Source organism: Kitasatospora purpeofusca, assembly GCF_034043715.1.
GTDB lineage: Bacteria > Actinomycetota > Actinomycetes > Streptomycetales > Streptomycetaceae > Kitasatospora > Kitasatospora purpeofusca_A.
Genome location: NZ_JAXCLC010000053.1, coordinates 25,046 through 45,475 on the forward strand (window position 1 = coordinate 25,046; position 20,430 = coordinate 45,475).

Annotated in this window: 13 protein-coding genes and 3 pseudogenes; 10 read left to right on the plus strand and 6 right to left on the minus strand. The window is 74.2% G+C overall.

Annotated features, from left to right (window positions below; all coding sequences use genetic code 11):
• Positions 1–50: 50 nt before the first annotated feature.
• The 3 genes from SM793_RS24930 to SM793_RS24940 all read left to right on the plus strand — a co-directional run bounded on the left by SM793_RS24930 (position 51) and on the right by SM793_RS24940 (position 5,554).
• Entirely contained in the window at positions 51–1,934 is a 1,884-nt protein-coding gene (locus tag SM793_RS24930) for a cellulose synthase catalytic subunit (protein WP_320440525.1), read from the plus strand.
• Between the two features lie 158 nt (positions 1,935–2,092).
• The gene (locus SM793_RS24935) at positions 2,093–4,207 is read left to right on the plus strand and encodes an acyltransferase family protein (RefSeq protein ID WP_320440526.1); all 2,115 of its coding nucleotides are present in this window, start codon (positions 2,093–2,095) and stop codon (positions 4,205–4,207) included.
• Positions 4,208–4,462: 255 nt separating this feature from the next.
• Entirely contained in the window at positions 4,463–5,554 is a 1,092-nt protein-coding gene (locus tag SM793_RS24940) for an IS630 family transposase (RefSeq protein WP_320440527.1), read from the plus strand.
• On the opposite strand, the pseudogene SM793_RS24945 reads toward SM793_RS24940, so the two are convergent.
• The 3 genes and pseudogenes from SM793_RS24945 to SM793_RS24955 form a co-directional block, all read right to left on the minus strand.
• Positions 5,551–5,873, minus strand: a pseudogene (locus SM793_RS24945) (IS630 family transposase); the annotation flags it as partial. The gene SM793_RS24940 and the pseudogene SM793_RS24945 sit on opposite strands and share 4 nt — an antisense overlap.
• A gap of 387 nt (positions 5,874–6,260) precedes the next feature.
• Positions 6,261–6,914: a class I SAM-dependent methyltransferase gene (locus SM793_RS24950; protein WP_320440528.1), complete on the minus strand. Its 654-nt coding sequence runs from the start codon at positions 6,912–6,914 to the stop codon at positions 6,261–6,263.
• A 245-nt stretch (positions 6,915–7,159) separates the two neighbouring features.
• Positions 7,160–7,777 (minus strand): TetR-like C-terminal domain-containing protein, encoded by a 618-nt coding sequence (locus SM793_RS24955; protein ID WP_320440529.1) that lies wholly within the window; start codon positions 7,775–7,777, stop codon positions 7,160–7,162.
• 92 nt (positions 7,778–7,869) lie between these two features.
• Between SM793_RS24955 and SM793_RS24960 the strand changes: the two genes are divergently transcribed.
• Both SM793_RS24960 and SM793_RS24965 read left to right on the plus strand, forming a co-directional pair.
• Positions 7,870–9,180 carry an alpha/beta hydrolase gene (locus SM793_RS24960; RefSeq protein WP_320440530.1) on the plus strand — a complete coding sequence of 437 codons (1,311 nt, stop codon included), beginning with the start codon at positions 7,870–7,872 and terminating at the stop codon, positions 9,178–9,180.
• A 120-nt stretch (positions 9,181–9,300) separates the two neighbouring features.
• Positions 9,301–9,414, plus strand: a pseudogene (locus SM793_RS24965) (transposase); the annotation flags it as partial.
• 260 nt (positions 9,415–9,674) lie between these two features.
• Here the strand turns inward: SM793_RS24965 and SM793_RS24970 are convergent.
• Positions 9,675–10,520, minus strand: coding sequence for a hypothetical protein (locus tag SM793_RS24970; protein ID WP_320440531.1), 846 nt, complete (start codon positions 10,518–10,520; stop codon positions 9,675–9,677).
• Positions 10,521–10,811: 291 nt separating this feature from the next.
• Here SM793_RS24970 and SM793_RS24975 point away from each other — a divergent pair, with 291 nt between their 5' ends.
• The gene (locus tag SM793_RS24975) at positions 10,812–11,051 is read left to right on the plus strand and encodes a hypothetical protein (RefSeq protein ID WP_320440532.1); all 240 of its coding nucleotides are present in this window, start codon (positions 10,812–10,814) and stop codon (positions 11,049–11,051) included.
• 136 nt (positions 11,052–11,187) lie between these two features.
• Here SM793_RS24975 and SM793_RS24980 read toward each other — a convergent pair whose 3' ends face one another.
• On the minus strand, positions 11,188–12,108 hold the full coding sequence (locus SM793_RS24980; RefSeq protein ID WP_320440533.1) for an alpha/beta hydrolase: 921 nt from the start codon (positions 12,106–12,108) through the stop codon (positions 11,188–11,190).
• Positions 12,109–12,261: 153 nt separating this feature from the next.
• On the opposite strand from SM793_RS24980, the gene SM793_RS24985 reads away from it, so the two are divergent.
• A complete protein-coding gene (locus SM793_RS24985) occupies positions 12,262–12,726 on the plus strand; it encodes a helix-turn-helix domain-containing protein (RefSeq protein WP_320440534.1) in 465 nt (154 codons plus the stop codon).
• An 87-nt stretch (positions 12,727–12,813) separates the two neighbouring features.
• Positions 12,814–14,370, plus strand: coding sequence for a glycerophosphodiester phosphodiesterase (locus tag SM793_RS24990; RefSeq protein ID WP_320440535.1), 1,557 nt, complete (start codon positions 12,814–12,816; stop codon positions 14,368–14,370).
• Positions 14,371–14,879: 509 nt separating this feature from the next.
• Here the strand turns inward: SM793_RS24990 and SM793_RS36495 are convergent.
• Positions 14,880–15,539, minus strand: a pseudogene (locus tag SM793_RS36495) (methyltransferase domain-containing protein); the annotation flags it as partial.
• 85 nt (positions 15,540–15,624) lie between these two features.
• Between SM793_RS36495 and SM793_RS24995 the strand changes: the two are divergent.
• Both SM793_RS24995 and SM793_RS25000 read left to right on the plus strand, forming a co-directional pair.
• Positions 15,625–15,948: a hypothetical protein gene (locus SM793_RS24995; RefSeq protein ID WP_320440536.1), complete on the plus strand. Its 324-nt coding sequence runs from the start codon at positions 15,625–15,627 to the stop codon at positions 15,946–15,948.
• 9 nt (positions 15,949–15,957) lie between these two features.
• The gene (locus tag SM793_RS25000; RefSeq protein WP_320440537.1) at positions 15,958–20,310 is read left to right on the plus strand and encodes a caspase family protein; all 4,353 of its coding nucleotides are present in this window, start codon (positions 15,958–15,960) and stop codon (positions 20,308–20,310) included.
• The last annotated feature ends 120 nt before the right edge of the window (positions 20,311–20,430 follow it).

Here is a 20,430-nt window from a genome sequence, read left to right on the forward strand (position 1 = left end):
GCTGATCGGCGAAAGGCCACGTTCCGTCCCAGCTCAGGGGGCCATTCCGCATGCCCGTACACCACGGCAACGCCGTGTCCGCGCCCGACCGGGAGCCGCACCGCCCCGGGCGCCGAATACCCGACGGCGAGCCCGACAGCCGTCACGGCAGCCGCCTCGCCGACCGTCCCGGGGGGCCTCCCGGCACGCGTCCCGACGCCCGCGCCGACGCTCGCTCCGACGGCGACCTGTCGCGCCTGCCGAGCCCGCCCGACGACGAGGAACTCTACTGGTACTTCGGCCCGCAGCGCCGCTGGGTGCTGCTCTGCGCCACCCTCTCCTACGCCGGTGCCACCGCGACGCTCGGCCTGTTCGCGCTCAGCCGCCCACTGCTCTGGCCGTTCCTCGCCCTCACCGTGCTCAACGCCGCGACCTGGCTGCTCTCCGTCGTCGACGGACAGCGCTCCCGCCGCTTCACCCGCGACTCGCACGACCTGCTGGTCCGGGCCTGGCGCCCCGTCCGGCACCCGGGCGTCGACCTCCTGCTGCCCACCGCCGGTGAACCCCTCACCGTCCTGGACAACGCCTACCGGCACACCGCCGCCGTCCGCTGGCCCGGCGAGCTGACCGTCCTGGTCCTCGACGACGCCGCCCGGCCCGAGGTGCGCGAACTCGCCGAGTCCTACGGCTTCGAGTACCGCAGCCGCCCCGACCGGGGCCGCTTCAAGAAGGCCGGCAACCTCAACCACGGCCTGGTCGAGGGCACCGGCGACATCATCGCCGTCCTCGACGCGGACTTCTGCCCGCGCCCGGACTTCCTGCACCACCTGGTGCCGTACCTCGACGATCCGGACATCGGCATCGTGCAGAGCCCGCAGTGCTTCGACACCGACCCCGGGATGTCCTGGCTCGAACGCGCGGCCGGCGCCACCCAGGAGATCTTCTACCGCTGGATCCAGCCCTCCCGGGACGCCCAGGACGGCACCGTCTGCTGCGGCACCAACGCGCTCTACCGGCGCGCCGCACTCGAACGCGTCGGCGGCTTCGCCGAGATCGACCACAGCGAGGACCTCTACACCGGCCTCTCGCTCGCCCGGGCCGGGTGGACCACCCGGTACGTGCCCGCCCTGCTCGCCAAGGGCATGTCGCCCACCGGCCTGCCCGCCTTCATCAGCCAGCAGTACCGCTGGTGCCTCGGCTCGCTGGCCCTGGTCGGGGATGCCGACTTCCGGCGCGGCCCGCTTCCCCGCTCGGCCCGGCTCTGCTTCTGGAACGGCATCCTCGGCTACCTCACCAGTGCGGTGAACGTCTTCGCCGTGCCGCTGCCGGCCCTGATCATGCTGTTCTTCCGCCCCGACGAGATCGCCCCCTGGCAGGTCCTGCCGTTCCTGCCGCCGATCTGGGTCGCGCTCGTGCTGCTCCCCGCGATGTCCCGCACGCACTGGCGCTTCGAGGTCACCCGGGTCCAACTCCTGGGCGGGCTCTGCCATGTGGTGGCCATCGCGCACGCGCTGCGCCGCCGCAGCGCCGACTGGGTGCCCACCGGCGCCGTCTCCGGCGGCACCGCGCTGGCCCGCACCGTCGCCCGGATCGGCGTCGGCTGGCTCGGCCTCGTGGTCGTCGCGGGCGCGGCCGGACTCGTCCGTGCCGTCAACCTCTATGGCTGGCAGCCCTTCTGGGCACTCGCCGGACTGCTCGCGCTCACCACCTACACGGTCGTTCCGCTGATCGGCGCCCTGTGGCCGCTGCTCCGTGGTGGCAACGGCGCCACCATCGCGGACCTCGCCCGACCGGCCGACCGGCGATCCGACCGGGGGCCCGACCGTCCGTCCGGCCGTTCGTCCGACCGTCCGTCCGACCTGCGCTTCGGGTCCGCCGAAGCCGTCGCCGTCACCGCGGTGCTGCTGCTCTGCGGCCTGCTGGCGTCCGGCTGGGCCGATCCGCTGATGTTCTGACGCCGCGTCACTACTGCTTCTCACCTGGATCGTTCCGCTTCTCCCTTCTGCTTTTCCCTTCCTTGCGCGTCGCCCCACCGGCGCGGACTGCCGGCCGGCCGCCCCATCGGCCCGCCGGCCCCCGACCACCGCTGCCAGCCCCTGCAAGGAGCTTCGCCGTGCCCACGGCCGTACCACCAGGCGCCGAGCCGTCGCGCGCCCTCGTCCCGACCGACGTCCTCTCCTCCTCGCCCACCGCAGACCCCGCCACCGCCGAACCGCGGCCGCGCGCCGCCTTCCGCCCCGACATCGAGGGCCTGCGCGGCGTCGCCGTGCTCGCCGTGCTCGCCTTCCACGCGGCCGTCCCCGGCCTCACCGGCGGCTACGTCGGCGTCGACGTCTTCTTCGTCGTCTCCGGCTTCCTGATCACCGGACTCCTGCTCGCCCGCCCCCTCGGCCTGTGGGACTTCGCCGCCCGCCGCGCCCGCCGCATCCTGCCCGCCGCCGCCGTCGTCCTGGTCGCCACGGCGCTGGCCGGCGGCGCCCTGCTCGACCCGCTGCGCGGCACCGACCTCGCCCGGGACCTGATCGCCGCCGCCGGACAGTTCTCCAACTGGCGCTTCGTCGGCCAGCAGACCGACTACCTGGCCGCCGAACACGACCCCAGCCCGCTCCAGCACTTCTGGTCGCTCGGGGTGGAGAACCAGTTCTACCTGCTCTGGGGCGTCCTGCTGCTCGGTGTCGCCCGGCTGTCGGCCGGACACCGTCGGCGCACCGTCACCGCCGCCACCCTGACGACCCTCGCGGTCGGCGGCGTCTCGCTGCTGCTCTGCGTCCGCTGGACGGCCGGCTCCGCGCCGCTCGGCTACTTCTCCACCGCGAGCCGCCTCTGGGAGTTCGCCGTCGGCGGCTGCGTCGCCCTCGCCGCGCCGGCGCTGACCACCCGGCTCGCCCGCGGCGGGACCGGCGCCCGCCTCGGCGGCGGGCTGCTGCGCGTCCTCGGCTGGGCCGGCGCCGCCGCGCTCCTCACCGCCGTCCTCCGGTACGACCGCGACACGCCCTTCCCCGGTGCGGCCGCCCTGCTGCCCGTACTCGGCACCGCCGCCGTCCTGCTGGCCGGCCCGGCGCATCGCGCGCTCGCCGCCGGTGACGCCGGCCGACTGCTCGCCACCCGCCCGCTGCGGGCCGCCGGGCGCCTCTCCTACGCCTGGTACCTATGGCACTGGCCGGTGCTGACCATCGCCCAGGCCCGCTGGGGCGTGCTGCCCTGGACCACGCTGGTCGCCCTGACGGCGGCCGCCGCCGTCCCGGCCTGGCTCACCCTGCGGCTGGTCGAACAGCCGCTGCGGTACGGCAGCAGCCCGGCCCCGCGCCGGGGCCTCGCCGTCGGCGCCAGCGCCCTGGTCATCCCGCTGATCGCCGGTCTCACCCTGGGCGGCGGCACGGTCCGCGCGCTCGGCGACCCCGACCGCGCGGCCGTCGCCCCGGCCGGGGCGGTGGACGGCCCCGGCCTCCTCGCGCCCGGCACCCGGGTGCTCACGCTCACCCCCTCGCTCGCCCGGGCCCGCGAGGACTTCCCGCCCGGCAAGGGCTGCGAGATACCGCTCGGTGCCGAGACCAGCCCGCGCTGCGTGTTCGGCACCGAGTCCAGCCCCGACCGGATCGTGCTCATCGGCGACTCGCACGCCGGTCAGTGGATCTCCGCCGCCCTGGCGATGGCCGAGCAGCGGCAGTGGGCGCTGGAGGTGCTGGTCAAGCCGGGCTGCCCGCTGGCCACCCTGACGGTGCGCAACAACGTGCTCGGCCGCACCTTCGAGGAGTGCGACCGCTGGCGGGAGAACACCTTCACCCGGCTCACCTCCGGCCCCAAGCCCCGGCTGGTGCTGATGGCGGGCCTCAACCGATACGGCGGCCAGGACGAGCGCACCGAGGGCTGGACCCGCACCCTCGACCGCCTCACCGCCCTCGGAGCGCCACTCGCCTACCTGGGCGACACCCCGATGCCCGGCAAGGACATCCCGACCTGCCTGGCCGGCTCCGACGGCCGGTCGGACGCCTGCTTCTTCCCGCGCGGGACGGCCTTCGAGCGCGACCCGCTGCTCGACGGCGGCCTCGCCGAGCGCTACCGGGTCCGGGCCCTGGACCTCGGCCCGGTGCTCTGCCCCGGCACCGGCCCGGACTGCCCGGCCGTCCTGGAGGGCGTGATCCTCTACCGCGACACCGGCCACATCACCGACACCCTGGCGCGGGTCCTCGCCCCGCGCCTCGACCACGCCCTGCTAGGGGTTGTCTGACAATTCCCGCCGCGCGCGCGACGCCGGGCATCCTCCCCCAGCCTTCGGCCGGGAGGTGCCCCCACCTGGACGCACCGCCGAATCGTCCAAGTACATCCAGTACGAGGACGCTCCGGCGGCACGTCCAGCCGGGCGCGCAGTGGGGGCACCTCCCGGCCGACGACTGGGGGAGCCGCGCGCTGATGCGACGCGAATTGTCAGACAACCCCTAGTGTCTTGAGTCTTGAGTTTCATTCATAAATATAGACTGGGTCCATGGCGCGGACGGGTCGGCCGAAGGCCGAGTTGGTGTTGTCGGACGATGAGCGGGCTGCCCTGGAGGGGTGGGTGCGTCGCCGGTCGACGCCACAGGCCTGGGCTCTGCGGTGTCGGATCATCCTGGAGTGCGCAGGCGGCGCCTCGAACAAGGACGTCGCGGAGCGCGTGCGATCGACCCCGCACGCGGTCGGTCGGTGGCGCGCCCGGTTCGTCGAGCACCGGATCGCCGGCCTGGGCGACATGCCCAGGCCGGGCGGTCCCCGCACGGTGACCGACGAGCAGGTGGCCGAGCTGGTCACCAGGACCCTGGAGCGCACGCCGAAGGACGCAACGCACTGGTCGACCAGGTCGATGGCCAGGGAGACCGGCCTGTCGCAGTCCACCGTGTCACGGGTGTGGCGCGCGTTCGGACTGCAACCGCACCGCGCCGAGACGTTCAAGCTGTCGACCGACCCGTACTTCGTGGACAAGGTCCACGACGTGGTCGGCCTGTACCTCGACCCGCCCGAGCGGGCCCTGGTGTTCTGCGTGGACGAGAAGTCCCGGATCCAGGCACTCGACCGCTCCCAGCCGGTGCTGCCGATGATGCCGGGCGTGCCGCAGCGGATGACGGCCGACTACGTCCGCCACGGCACCACGACCCTGTTCGCCGCACTCGAGGTCGCCACCGGCAAGGTCATCGGCTCGCTGCACCGCCGCCACCGTGCCGAGGAGTTCAAGAAGTTCCTGCTCCGGCTCGACAAGGAGGTTCCCGAGGGCCTGGACGTGCATCTGGTGCTGGACAACTACGCCACCCACAAGACACCGGCGGTCAAGACCTGGCTGGTGTCCCACCCCCGCTTCCACCTGCACTTCACCCCGACCGGCTCCTCCTGGCTGAACCTGGTCGAGCGCTGGTTCGCCGAGCTGACGAACAAGCAGATACGGCGAGGCGTCCACAAGTCCGTCCAGGCTCTCGAAGCCGACATCCGAGACTGGATTGCGACCTGGAACACCGAACCGAAGCCCTACGTGTGGACCAAGACCGCAGACGAGATCCTCCAACGCCTCGCCGGATATTTGAAGCGAATTCCCGACTCAGGACACTAGTGCCCTGAGTCGGAGATTCGCCGGCAGTAGGCGGCCGCTCTGTCGAGGATTTCGTCGGCGGTCCTGGTCCAGACGAACGGCCTGGGGTTGTCGTTCCAGTCGGCGAGCCAGGTGCGGACGTCGCGTTCGAGGGCTTGGACGGAGCGAGTGAGCCGATGACCTTGCCGGTCGCCGTGTCGAGGGCGGCGAAGAGTGCGGTGGTGCCCGAGCGGACGTAGCCGTGGCTGCGGCGTTCGGGCACCCCGGGCATCATCGGCAGCACCGGCTGGGACCGGTCCAAGGCCTGGAGCTGCGACTTCTCGTCCACACACGCCAACAGGTGGCACCTCGCCCGCCTCGTCGCCTGGCACCGGCCGGCGGATCCGGGCGCGCGGTGGACGGTGACGGTCCGGGCCTCCGCGGACGAGTCCGCGCCCGCGCGGCACATCCTCTTCGATCCGGCCTCCGTCGAGCCCGTGCGGAACCAGCCGCCCCCGTCGTAGCGGGGCGGTGACCTCTTGATCACCACGTCGTTGCTCGGGAGCCGGGTGTCACGGGCGGCCTGATCGGCGGCGACGGCCCTGCGCCGGATCGGGTGCAGGCCATGGCAAGCATGGGCACGGCGAAATGGGGCGAGTGGGAGGTGCGGCCGGTGGCAGCGGACCCGATTCGCCCCGGGGATCTCGGCGCGCGCGTCCTGGCGGGCGGACAGCTCGATGGTTCGCGTTCAGTTGAGTGGGTCGTCGGCGTCCGTCGCCTGAAATACGAGACAGCTCCACCGGACGCTGTCGCGGCCGTGAAGATCGGGACGCTCGCTGCGGTGGACCGTCTGCAGGCCATACGCAGTACCCAGCTCGGATGTTTCGGCAAGGGACACGTCGAACATGTGGCGGCCATCGGGCACAGGACCGTGGCGCAGATTGACGAAGAACCGGCCGCCAGGCACCAGCAACGCGGCGATCCTGGCCATCGCGCCCTGACGTTCCTCGGCGTCCAGATGCATCCACACCGCAGTGGCGAAGACCGCGTCGAACCGACCTGTGTGCTGCCTCAGCGTCAAGTCCGGAAGAACATCGTCGACCCAGTCAATCCTGCTGTCCGCATGGATGCGTTGTCCGTGCTCCCGTAGCTCCGCAGTCGGCTCGACAGCCACGACTCTGTGTCCACGGGCTGCCAACGCGGCGGCATCGCGCCCGGTCCCTGCGCCCACATCGAGGATGCGCCCGGGCTCGGCGGGAACCAGCGGCAGTACGTCGCAGTGGACTTCGTCGAAGGTGACTTCCTCGTACTGGACAGCCAGGACGTCCGCCATCTCGGCGTACCCACTGGTTCCACTGGCCGGGCTGTGGCCGTTCCAGGCGGAGGCCGATCGATCACTCATGGCCGAAGGCTACCGGGCCGGTGGTTCTCAAGATCACCCTGCCGAGCAGCGAAGGCAGCTGGAGCGGCCCGTCAGGCGTGACAGTCCTAACATGACCAATTCAAGTTCAGCGGCAAGTAGCTGAGCGGCATCGGCCTGAAGTCTCCAGGCCCGGCCACCCGGCTCTCCCCGCTCCCGGACGACCACATCAACTTCCTCGGTCGCCGCTCCGCCGGTCGTGTTCGTGTGGTTGCGGAGCAACCGCTTCACGGCGCCGGGTCCGGGCGTCGAAGGCCAGGGAAGGCGGCGGGGGTTGCCCAGCCGCGTAGTACGGCATCAATCGTTGACCGGAACGCGGTCTCGGCTGCGGTGCCGTCGAGGCCGCCGGCCAGTTCGAGGGTCACGAGCCCGTGCAGGGCGACCCACAGCGAGACGGCGATCAGTGTGGTGTCGCCCGCGAGAATCCGGTCCGCCACGGCACGGTCGATCGCCGCGACAAGCGGTCGCACCGGGTCTCGGTCGCCGACCCGAGTCGACGGTACGAAGGACTGTGCGCCACCGAACAACACCGCATACAGGTGGCGATGTTCGCGCCCCCACCGGCGGTACGCCACGGCCAACGCGTACAGATCCTCCAGGGCGGCCTCCGAGCCGGGAGCGGCCGCCAGGTCCTGGAACAGGCCGGCGACCGCCTGCTCGCGCACCTCGCGGACCAGTCCGTCCTTGCCCTGGAACAAGGTGTACACCGCCGCCGTCGACGTTCCGGCGGCGGTGGCCAGCGCGCGGACTGTGACCGACTCCAGCGGGCGGGTGGCGAACATCTCGGTCGCGCAGGCGACAAGCCGTTCTCTGACGGCGGCGTCATTCGTTCTCGGCCTTCCCATGGGAAGCAGTCTACCCATGCTGATAACATCGTTTCAAAACAACGTTCTAAAACACTGGAGAGCTGATCGTGTCACCGTCCGTCATACGCCCCTTGCGCCTTGTCGGCCGCCTGCTGGCGGCCACCGCCGCAGTGGTGGGGCTCGTCGCCTTCTTCCTGACGCTGGTCGTCGCCACCGACGGCGCGGGCTCGGGATTCGTCGCATGGTCCGCGACTGTCGGCATCGCGGCTTTGGCAGCGCTGTGGCGGGGCCGCCGCCGCTCTTGGCGGGGACGGCTGGTGCCCTTCCTGCTGGTGCTCGTCGCAGCGGCCCTGACGCTGTCGGTGTGCGTCCCCACCGTCCCCACGACGCGCCACTACCCGCCCGCCCTGTCGTTCGTGACCGCCGAGCACTGGCGCCTGTCCACCGGCAGCCGGGTCGCGGTCTACCACTACCCGCCCACCGGCGACACCCCCCGGCAGGGCGTCCCGCTCGTCTACCTCAACGGCGGCCCGGTGCGCGGCATCTCCATGCTCGACCACCGCTTCCTGCAGCGGCTCGCGGGACAGGGCTACGACGTGTACGCCTACGAACAGGCCGGCGGTGGGCGCAGTGACCTGCTGCCCATGGGCCAGTACTCGATCACCCGGTCCGTCCACGACCTCGGCGCCTTCGTCGGCAGACTCGGCAAGGGCCGCGCCGACGTACTGGGATTCTCCTCAGGCGCGGTCGTGCTCACCCGCGCGCTGGCCGACCCGGTCATCGCCGACCAGCTGCGCCGAGCGGTCATCGCCGAGCCGGGCCCGATGGACGGCCCCACCGCCCGGACGACCGAGCAGAAGGGTCGGCCATCGGCCCGCGACATCGCGCCGGCCGTGACCGGACCGCGCTCCACACACGTCCCGCGGTACGCGGTCGCGTTCGGCCTCATGCGGCTCGGACTGCTCAGCCCGGACAACGGGCTGGTAGGGCAGGCGGAGGGCGACAATGCCTTCACCGCTGCCGATCTCGGCAGCGACACCGCGTCCGCCTACTGCGCGGGGGACGCGCACCGCATCCCGGTCGAGGACACTGCGGAGAACTTCTCCTTCAGCGCCGCCGCCAGCCTCCGCATCCAGCAAACGATCAAAGACTCCTCCTCGATCGCCCCGCAGCTCAGGAACTCCCGGACACCCGCGATGCTGATGATCGCCGAGTGCTCCTCCCAGGTCCGGCAGTGGCAGACAACTATCCTCGCGGACAACCCCGCCATCCAGCGCACCCAGTACATGCCCGGCGTCGGCCACCACATGTGGAACGGCCTGGGTGACAACGACCAACGAGCAGCCGCCGCCATCACCGCGTTCCTCCAGGACGAGCCCGCACCGCTGCCCGACTACCCGACCCGAGCCGACATCCCGGCCTTCCTCCGGGGCCACAAGTAGGCGAGCAGGCCCACCGCATCGCATCCAAGGTGCGTGGAGGAGTTGGTAGTTCCCGCAGCGACGTTACGCGTCTCTCACAAACGACCCTCTCGGAACGGGTGATCACGCCCTCGGCCGGACCGAGGAGGACTGAGCACCAAGCTCCACCTGGCCTGCGACGGACACGGCCGCCCGCTCGGCTTCGCCCTCACGGGCGGCAACACCAACGACTGCACCCGCCTCGAAGCCGTGCTGGAGGACACATCCGGGGCCCGAGAGTCCTGCCAGGCCGCCGTCACCATCGCCTCGATCCTGCTCTGGATCTGACCTTCGAAGACGGACCCTGGGCCCCGGCACCGTCTCCTGACAGCCGGGCCGACACCGTCTCCCGACGCCCGGCCTGCCTCTGGCGGCCTTCGTCCTCGCGTGGCCCGGGCGGCCGGGTGCGCGCCTCGGCGGTCGAACCGGCCTCGCCGCCGACGGGAGCGTCCACCCTCGGGCGGCCCGGTCCGGGCTCAGCCGTAGATGCCCCGGCAGAGGCGGGCCTGCTCGGAGCCGGCGGGCCAGCGGCCGAAGTGCTCGGCCTGGTCGCAGATCGTGCCGCCGCCCGCCCCGGGTGCCGCCGCGGTGGGCGGCACCGCGGTGGTGGGGGAGTGCGTGGTGGCGGGGGCGGCGGCACCCGCCGCGGGTGCGGGGGTGGGCGCCGGCGCGGGCGGGCTGCCGGGGGCGCGGGTCGCCCGGGTGGGCGCCGGGCGTGGCGAACGGCTCGGCTTCGGCCGGGGGCTTCCCGCGAGGTCGCCGCCGTCGGTGCCGGGCGTGGGCCCGGCCGGGGGACCGCCCGCGACCACCGGGCCCGTGTCCGGCCCACCGGGTGCCGGTGCGGGCGGCGGGCCCTCGTTGCTCGTCGGCGACGGCAGCGGGGAGGGCGCCGGGACCGGCAGCAGGCCGGTGGTCGGCGACACGGCCGGGGGCGGCGCGAGCGGCGGTGTCGTCGAGGGGCCGGGGAAGGCAACGATCCCGGACGACTCCTCGCCCGACCCGGGCCCGCACATCGCCAGCACCGCCGCCATCCCGGCGACGATCCCCGCGGCGCTCGCCGCCCACGCTCGGCGGCGCCGGCGCCGGTCCGCCGCGGCGGCCTCCGCCATCGCCTCCCAGGGCGGGGTCGGGACGGGCACCGGGGGCGGGACCGGCACCGGCGGAGGCTGCCAGGCCGGGGTCGGCCACTGCCACTGCGCGGCGCCCGTGCCTGCAGTCGCCCCCGCCGGGGCCGCGCCTGCCGCCGGGTCCGCCGCCGCGACGGGGCCGGTCCTCGGTCCGCCGTTGGCCGGGGTACTGCCGTCTGCCGCCTGCCCGCTCATGTCCTCGTCCTCCTGCCGTCGTCCACCGCCGCCCGTCCGCGCGCGGCCTGCCGGACGGGCCGGGCCTGCCGGATCGGCCGGGGTGTGCCGGTCGGGCCGGTGGGGCAGGTCGGGCCGCTCCGCGCGGCGGCCGTCGCGGGCCCCGCTCGCTGTGCTCAACGAGCCCGCCGACGGCGGGACATGACCCGGACGAGGGTTCCGGTGGGCGCCCCGGCCGGATCCGGGCCGCCGTCGTACGCTGCCTGCCGCAGCCCGGGTGCGCCGTCGGGAGGCCCGCCACATGCTGGGGGCATGGAAACGAAGAGCACGTCAGGTCCGGCGAAGCCCCTGGTCGAGGTCGCCGAGTTCCGTACCGACAGCCGGTACCGGCTGGTCCGGTTCGAGGGCCACGGCTGGGAGCCGCTCGCCCCGGAGGAGTTCGAACCGCGGCTCCACCAAGTCTTCCCCGACCTCGACCCGCGCGATCCGGACCGCGTCCACTGGGCCGACCGGCCCTGGGAATGGCCGGCCTGGCACCCGGGTGAAGCCTGACCGCAGGTGTGAAGGGCAGCGGGTGTGATGTTGACGCGGTCCCTTGACGCGGCCCTTTGACGCGCCGGCCCGGGCGCCTGCTGGGCGGTCGCGGCCACTGGCCGAGCGGTGGCGGTCACCCGCCGAACCGTCGCGGTCACCCGCCGAGCAGGGCCTTGAGGGTCCGCGCGGTGGCACGGGGGAAGGCGGTGTTCCCGTTGTGCCCGCCGGGGAAGGCGACCGGTTCGGTGCCGAGCAGTCCGGCGAGGGCCAGCGCGCAGCGGTAGGTGTGCACGTCCGGGCGGGTGGTGCGGCCGGTGGCGGGGAGGACGCGGGTGCCGGAGCGTGCCGCGGCGGCGGCCACCTCGGCCGGGCCGAGCCCGTCGGTGGTGACGGCGGTGAACTCGGTGCCGATGAAGAAGTCGAAGTTGGCCACCCGGCGGGGCGTCATCGGCTGCGGGGTGAGGCCCTCCTCGGTGCTGTCGTGCCGGGGGTCGATGCCCAGGTGGCGGGCGATCGCGGGGAAGGCCGCCGCCGCGCCCCCGGTGGCGTGCGCCTCCTGGATGGTCCGGAGCTCCGCGACATGCTCGCGGCGGTCCGCCGGGGGCAGCAGGTTCGGCATCACGGGCTCGTGCGCGATCAGGGTGCCGAGAACGCCCGGGTGACGGACCAGCATCTGGAGGCCGATCGCGGCGCCCATGCTGAATCCGGCCATCAGGGCCGGTTCGGGGGCCGCCCCGCCGGTTGTGTCCGGGCCCGTGATCCGGGCGGCCTCGGCGAGCAGCAGGGCGACGTCGTCGGCGTGGTCGGCCATGGTGACCTGCCGGGCGGGGTCGTCGAGCGTGCTGCGGGAGAGGCCGCGGCGGTCGTAGGTGACGACGGTGAAGGCGTCCGTGAGGTGCGGGACGAGGTCGACGGTGCGGTCGGCGTCGCCCTCGCCGCTCTGGGCCAGCAGCAGGACGGGGCCGCTGCCCGCGAGCCGGTAGTGGAGGGTCGCGCCGGGGGCGGCGAGGGTGCCCTCGGTGGCGGAGGTGGTGGCGGCGGACGCGGTGGTGGCGGAAGCGGTGGTGGCGGCCATGGCGGTGGGTGTCCCTTCGGTGGTGGTGCCGGTGTCAGCTCGGCCCGACCGACAGTAGAGCATCGAGAAAGATGCATCAATAGAGATGTATCTAAATTGATGCATCTTCTTCAATGTATCGACGTCGATGTAGGTCGATGTAGCCTGGCGGCCATGAACGGAGTCGAGCTGTTCCTCCTGGGCCGCACGCTGATGAAGGTCGGCGAGCAGGCCATGCCCGAACCGGCCACCGGCTCGCGCGGCTCGGTCCGCTCGGTCCTGGTCACCCTGGGCGAGATCGTCGCCAGCCCGGGGACGACCGTCGGCGAGATCGCCACCCGCACCGGCCTGCCGCAGAGTCAGGTCTCCACCGCCGTCGCGCGGCTGGTGGAGGCCGGCTCCGTCGAGACCGCGCCGGACCCCGCCGACCGCCGCCGACGGCTCGTCCGGCCCGCCGCCGAACCCTCGGCCCGGGTCGCCGAGGTCCGGACCGCCACCGTCGACGACGCCCTCGCGGCCGCCCTCGCCGGACCCGACGGCGCCGCCCCGGACCCGGCCGCCCTGCGGGCCGTCACCGAGGCCCTGGCCACCCTCGCCCGGCACCTCGCGCCCGGCCGTCCGGTCCCGCCGACGGGGTGACACCGGGCCGCCCCGGCCCGGCCGTCGGACCGGCCGTTCGTACGGCGTGGCTTCCGCTCCGGGCCGTGATCCCCTAGCGTGCCGCGCATGATCAGCCGTCACTCCTCCGGCCCGTCCGCGCCGCGACCCGGACGAAGCGCCCGCACCGTCCGTTCCGGTGGCACAGCCCGCACAGCCCGCACAGCCCGCACCGCCCGTACCGCCCCGCTCGCCGCGCTGCTCGCCGCCGCGCTGGGCCTCGGCACCGTCGCGCTGACGGCCCCGCACGCCGCCTCCGCCGCGGCCGGTCCCGCCCCGGCCGCCGTTCCCGGAGCCGCCCCCGCCGCCGCGCCCGGCGAGGTCGTGGTCGACGAGCACTTCGACGGCCCCGCCCTGCCCACCGGCTGGACGGCCGTCGAGGGGGCGTGGCGGATCGCGAACGGCCGTCTGGTCGGCACCTCCGCCGACTGGAACCAGCAGACCCGGATCACCTTCGGCCGCCACCTCACCGACTTCCGTCTCGAAGTGACCGCCCGCTTCGAGAGCGTCGTCGACGCCGCCCGCTGGACCGCCCTCGGCCTGGACGTCCCGGCGAACGGCGCCACCCCGTGGTCGATCGCCACCGTGCGCTCCGGCACCACTGCCGCCAACGGCCTGGAGTTCGCCCGGCGCACCCCCGCCGACGCCTGGAACGTCACCGACACCGCCGTCGCGCCCGCCGCGGCGGCCACCGGCCGGGACGTCAGGCTCACCGTCGAGGTGCACGGCGGCGCGGCCCGCTGGATCTTCGACGGCCGCGAGGTCATGCGGACCACCCAGGTCGCCCGGAGCGCGGACGGCGGCCAGGCCCTGCTGGTCAACGGCGCCCAGGTCTCCTTCGACGACCTCAAGGTCACCGCGCTCGCCCCCGGCGCCTTCCTCCGGCAGCCCGGCGCGCCGCTCACCGTCCTCGCCCACCGCGGTGCCTCCTCCGCCGCCCCCGAGAACACCCTGCTGTCCGACGAGGTCGCCCGGCGCGCGGGCGCGGACTGGATCGAGAACGACGTCCAGCCCAGCAAGGACGGCGTCCCCCATGTCCTGCACGACGACACCGTGGACCGCACCACCAACGGCACCGGCCGCGTCCGCGACCTGACGGCCGCCCAGCTGGGCGCGCTGGACGCCGGCTCCTGGTTCGGCCCGGCCACGGCGGGCGCCCGCGTGCCGACCCTGGCCGCCCAGCTCGACGACCTGCGCGCCCGCGGGGGCAGCCTGCTGCTGGAGATCAAGGGCCCGCACACCCGGGACGAGGTGGCCCGGATCGTCAAGGACGTCCGCGACCACGGCATGGCCGGCCGGGTCTTCGTCCAGAGCTTCGAGACCGACGCCCTCCGGTACACCCGCGAGCTGGCGCCCGAACTGCCCCTCGGCCTGCTGCGCGGCTCGCTGGACGCCGACCCGGTGGCCGTCGCGGGCGACCTCGGCCTGTCCGCCTACAACCCCGCCGACGCCGCCCTCGCCGCCCGCCCCGACGTGGTGGCCGCCCTGCACGCGGCGGGCGTCGCGGTCAACGTCTGGACGGTCGACGCGCCCGCCCGCTGGAAGGCCCTGGACGCGGCGGGAGTGGACGGCATCATCACCAACCGCCCGGCCGAACTGGCCGGCTGGCTGGCCGCCCGCCCGTAGCCGGTCTGCCGTGGGGTCAGCCCAACTCCCACCCGGGACCGTCGGTGTCCGCCACCGAGGCCCACTGCCGTCCCGCACCGACCCTGAGCCGGTAGCGTTCGCGCGGTGGGCACCCGGTGGCCCTGTGGGCGATGATCGCGTTCTCCACCGTGTCCAGAATCCTCCGGGGACCGGCCTGTCGGGCAATGCCGTGCCGCAACTCCGCCCAGGCCCCGTCCGGCTGCCAGAGGTGCACGGTGGTGACGTCCCCCGGTGTCGTCGTACGTGAGACGAATCATCGCCCGGGGCACGGCCAGCGTCAGCAGGAAGCGGATTCCGCCGTCCAGGAAGTCCGAAGGCTCCACGGAGCACGGACGGGAGCTGGAGCTGTCCGGCAGCGGTGGCGGAACAGGTACCGTCCCGTTGTCCCCGATTCCGCGCACGGGCATGAAGAAGGCCGCATCCGGCAGGAACGCCCCGGTCGCCGTGCCGTCCTTCCGGACCACGAGGCGGGCGACACCGCCGCCGACCGGGCAGACGATGATGCCCCCGGGAGTCATCTGCTCCAGCCAGGCGGGCGGGACGCCGGTGAAGCCGCAGGTGGCGATCAACCGGTCGTACGGGCCCCCGTCGGGGTGACCGCCGCGCCCGTCCCCGGCAAGCACCGTGGGACGGTAGCCGGCCCGGTCGAGCCGCTGTTCGGCGGAGCGGGCGAGGTCCGGGTCGACCTCGATCGTGGTCACGTTCTCGTCGCCCACTCGGTGGCTCAGCAGGGCGGCGTTGTACCCGGTGCCGGTGGCGACTTCGAGCACCTTGTCGCCGTCGGCCACGTCCAGGGCTTCGAGCATCAACGCCATCAGGGTCGGCAGCGTCGACGAACTGGTCGGGACAGGTTCAACGGGGAACTCCTTCGAGCAGTAGGTTCGCAAGAGCCGTGGCGATCGGGTCGCGGAGGCCCGGGAGAAAGCCGAACTGACCGTTGGGGTCGAGGTCCACGAAGGACCACACCCCGTCGTGGTCAACGAGGAAGTCCAGTGCCGCGTACCGGAAGCGCCAGGGCCCGAGGGAGGGCGGCCCCCGCCGTCGGCCGAGGTCGGCCGACGGTGGAACTCACGTTCGCCGCAGGTGTCACGGCAGTCCTCCTCCGACTCGCCGTCAACAGCGGTGACCAATCGGGGGATCGACTTCAATCACCGGCCCCTGGCGGCTATTCTCGCCCTGCGGTGGATCACACCGGAGTCGCCGGGGGCGTGGATCGCGCGGGGTGGGGGAGAAGTGGCGGACGAGGTGGAGTCCTTGGATTCCCTGGAGTTCTGGGTGACCGAGGACGAGGAGGAGGACAGCGGCACGATGGGCGTCTTCCGGCGCGACCGCGAGGCCGTGCTGCGCCGGGTGCCGCTCGGGGCGCTGCGCTCGAACCTCACGGAGACGGTGGACGCGCTCCAGACGCTGTTCGAGCAGATCGCCGACCGCGGCGGCCCGTTGCCGCTCAAGGAGGTCCAGCTGAGCTTCCAGGTCTCGGCCTCCGGCGGGGTCCAGCTGGTCGGCAGCTCCCAGGTCCAGGGCACCCGTGGGATCACCTTCGTCTTCGGCAACTAGCGGTACCGGATGGGCGGGTTCGCCGCACTTCTGATCGGTGCCAGCGACTACGGACAGGTGGGGTTCACCCCACTGCCCTTCGTCCCCCGGGACCTCGAACGTCTTGACGCGGCCCTGCGGGCGCGCGACTTCCGGGTCGAGCGGCCCGGGGCGGGCGAACCGATCAGCTGGAACTTCGTGAACGGCGAGGTCTCCCGGTTCCTGGAGGAGGCCCGCCGGGGCGAGACGCTGCTGATCTGCCTGAGCGGACACGGCCTGCACGCCCAGGGTGTGGACTACCTGATACCGGAGGACCTGCACCGCTACCGGAAGCCGCTCTGGTCGGGCTGCGTCGCCATCGACTGGCGCAGCGAGGTCGAGAACACCCGCGCCGCCCAGGTGCTGTTCCTCGTCGACGCCTGCCGGGAGGGCGTCGGGGGCGACACCATGGGCGGCGGCACGGTCGGCTGGGCGACCGGGCGGGCGATGACCGTCAAGGCCCGGCGGATCGCCCACCTGTACGCCTGCTCGCCCGGCGGGTACGCGCACTTCGTCGCCGCGGGGAGCGACTCCTTCAGCCTGTTCTCGCGCGCGGTCCAGGAGGTGCTGCTCGCGCACGACGGTCCACTGACCCTGGAGCAGTTGGGCGACGCCGTCCAGCGCCGGATCGAGGCACTCCACACCGGGCACCGCAAGCCGGGCGCCGCGCAGCAGGTCCGTGTCCTCACCGATGCCGACCAGGAGGAGTTCGTCGTCGCGGGCCCGCTGCTGGCGCCCGCTCCCGTACCGGGCGACGACGGATCGCGGACGCCGGAGCAGTCGTCGGACGCCGCCGACCTCCAGCAACTCCTGGGCCGCGCCGTCCTCCAGTGGCAGGCTTACGGGCGGACCGAGCCTCTGGCGGAGTACGCCGTGCTCGGGCCGACGGCGGAACTGCTCGACCTCGCCGACCGGTTGGATCCCCTGGCGGTCACCGCGATGTGGGACGCGGCGGCCCGCCGCCGCCCCGTCGTCCCGCTGCTGGCGCTGGTCGCGGCGCTCTGCGCGGGCGGTCGGGACGTGACCGCGCACCGGCTCCTGGAGTCTGCGGCCGTCCGCCCGGCGCCCGAACTGCCGCCTGTGCTCACCGGGCTGGCCGGACTCACCGGGCTGGCCGCACTCGCCGCACCGGACGGTCACGCCGGACTGCCGGAGGAGACGGTCGACGCGCTGCGGTCGACGCTGCTCCGCGCGCTGGCGGCGCTGCCCGCGGACGCCTGGGCGGTGTGCGTCGTGGAGCTGCACCGGGCCGGACTCGCCGCCGCGGCGGCCCGGGTGTCCGACGAGCCGCGGCCGGTGGAGGACCTGCCGCCGCTGCTGGCGGCGCTGGACGCCGAGGAACTGCCGACGGAGGTCCGGCGGTTGGTGCGGGCGGCGGTGGCCCGGCTCGGGTCCCGGTCGGTGGACGGCCTCCTCGTGGCGCTCTCCCGGGCGGGGGCGGTCGAGGCCAGGACGACGGCGCTGGCGGCGGTGGCGGAGTGGTCGGTGGAGGCGGTCGCCGACTGGCTGCGGGTCACCCGGGGGCGGGGCGGCCTGGAGCGGGACGCGACGGCCGTCGTCCGGACCCTGGTGGCCCAGCACCGTGACGTGAGGAGCCTGCCGCGGCTGCTCCGCGAGGCCGGTATGTCGCGGTACCTCGACGTCTTCCACGAGGAGTGCGCCCGGCAGGAGCCCCGGGACCTGCACCGGTTGCTGCGCGGCCTGTCGGACGGCGACGTCCACGCGAGCGTCCGCCCTGACGAGGACGCCCTCACCGTCGTACGACTCGCGGCCGGCCTCATGGTGCCGAAGGAGGCGGGGGAACTGGCCGTCCTGCTCTGCGGCCACGGACCGGACAACCTGCTCGAACTCTTCCTGACGGAGCTGTGCGCGGCGCCGCCGGAGCGGGTGGCGCACATCCTGGTCCGGGTCCGGGAACTCCCGACCGTGGGGCGGCCGGACCGCGACCCGGTCGCGGCCGCCGTGTCGGTGCTGGGCCCGCGGTACCCGGCGGAGGAGGTGGGGCCGCTGCTCGGGGCGCTGGAGCAGCGGCGCCTGCCTGCCGTCGCGACCCGGCTCCGGGACACCGTGGTCCGTGACCGGTCGACGGCGGAGCTGCTGACCGTACTGGCGCGGGCGTCGTTGCCGGAGCGCGATCTGCTCCTGGGCCGGATCCTCGCGCTGCGCCGGGAGCCGGGCCGGCTCGCCGAACTGCTCGACGCCTGCGGCGAGGAGCGGTTCGCATCGCTGGGGGAGCCGCTGGCGCGGGCCGTCGTCGCCGGGTGCGGCGACGCCGAGCTGGCCGGTCTGGGGGCCGAACTGCGGGCCCGGAACGGGCAGGCCGGGGAACGGCTGCTGCGCGACCGGCTCGGGTCCGCCCTGAGCGGGCCTGCTCCGGCCGATCACGAGGGGTCCGGGGCGGCGGATCCGGCAGCCGTCCCGCCCGTCGCCGAACTGGTCGCCGCCCTCGACGGCTCGGGGCCGGGCGTCCGGGCGGCGGTCGATCCCGTCGAGCTGCTCGGCACCGTTCTCGCCGCCGGGCCGGTGGAGCGGACCGGTGCCGTGATCGAGGCCCTGCGCCACCGGCACTCCGGGGCCCGGCCGCCCGGTGCGCGGCTGGTCGAGGCCCTCCGGGTGCACGCCGCCGCGCTGTTCGCCGCGGCCCGGGCGAGCGGCTCCGAACCGGGAACGTCCTACCTGCTGGACGCGTTCCTGGGCGAACCACCCCTCCGGGGCGCGGAGTTGCGCGCGCTTCTGGCGGAGCTGGCGCGGACCGGCGGCGGGCGGGAGGCCGGTCTGCTGCTGGACCGGCTGGGCCGCTCCCAGCCGCCCCCGGTCGTCGCCGGTCTGCTGGAAGCGCTCCGGGACGACGACGCGTTCGAGGTGCTGTGCCGGGCGGCGGCCGGGCGGCCCGTCCGGGAGGTCGCCGAGGTGCTGGGCAATTTCCCGCTGGAGCGGCCGAGGAAGGGGCAGGCGATCCAGCGGTTCGTGGAGCACATGGCGCGGGCGACAGCGCCGGACCGGTTCGCGGAACTGCTGGTGGAGCTGCTGGCCGGACGGCAGGGAGTACTCGCCGGTGCCGTGCTGCGGGCCGCTCGCTGGACCGGGTCGGCCGAGGAGATCGGCCGGCTGTTGACGGCGATGGACGCGCGGGGCGAGGAGGTACGCGGCCGCGCGATGGACGCGCTGGCCCTGGAGCTGTCGGCGTTGGCCCTGGAGCTGTCGGCCCCGCTGGCCCTGGGCGTCCTCGACCAGCTGCACCGCAACGGCGCCGAGCAGTTCGGGCTGCCCGTGCTCCGCGCGCACGCGCGGACGGTCGACAGCTCCGCCCTCTGGGTCATGCTGAACGAGCGCCGCTGGTTCCGGTACGCGGCCGCCCTGGTCGACGAGGCACCGACGGACGCACCGGTCGTGGCCTGGTACCGGCAGCTGCGCCGGACGGTCCACGGACTCGACCGTGCGGGCGTGCTGATGGCCGCCGGGGCGGACGGCCCGGTCGGGGAACTCGTCGAACGCGCCGTTCGGGGCGAACCGGCCAGGGCGGCCCTGACGGCGGCGGTCCTGTTCCGGGAGCCCGCGGACGTGGTCGGCCTGCTGGCCGCGCTGGCGGACCTGCCGCTGCCGCCACCACCGGCGGGGCCCGGCGCGGGGCCGCACTCCGGTCCGGCGCCCCGGACCGGGCCGGCGGAGCGGCGGGCCGAGCTGTGGCGGATCCTCGCGGCCGTCCGGCCCGCGGCGGAACTCGCCCTGATCCTCCGGATGCTGCGGGCGGACGGGCGGCTGCCGGAGGCGCAGCGGATCGTCGACCACCTGCTCGCCGACGAACCCGCCGACCGGGCCGCCGAGCTGCTGGAGGCCTCGCCGCCGGTCGACGGACCGACGGACCGGGACTCCGCCGGCGGGTCGAAGGAGGTGGCGGAGCTGCTGGCCGGTCGGGTGCTGGAGGGCGGTTCGGTGGCCAAGGTGATCGGGAGCCTGCTGCGGATCGGCCGGCCGGGGAGCGCTTGGACACTCGCCGACGCGCTCTCCTCCCCGGGCAGGACCGGCGCGGAGGTCGCCCGGGCGGTGGCGAGCCTGGTCGATGCCGGGCTGCCCCCGGAGTTCAGCCATGCGATGGCGGTGAACGTCTGCCGCTACCGGCCTCCGGAGCACGTCGCCGACTTCCTCCAGTACCTGGACCTGAGCGGCCACGCAACGGCGCTCCGGGAGGCGATCGCGACGGTCGCCTCCCGGGCTCCGGACGAGGGGGCCGCACTCGCGCGGTTGCTGGAGCAGCGGGGCCACCGGGAGCTGTCGGCCCGGCTGTCGGGGCCGGCGGAGCCGCCCGCCCGGCCGCCGTGGTGGCGGGACCGGCGCGGGCCCTGATCCCGACGCCGTCCGGCAGTAGGGCCGCAAGGGCAGCAGAGCCGCAGGGGCAGCGGGGTGTGCCGGGCCGGCCCCCACGACCGGTCCGGCACACCCCCGCTGCACACCCCCCGCCGTTCC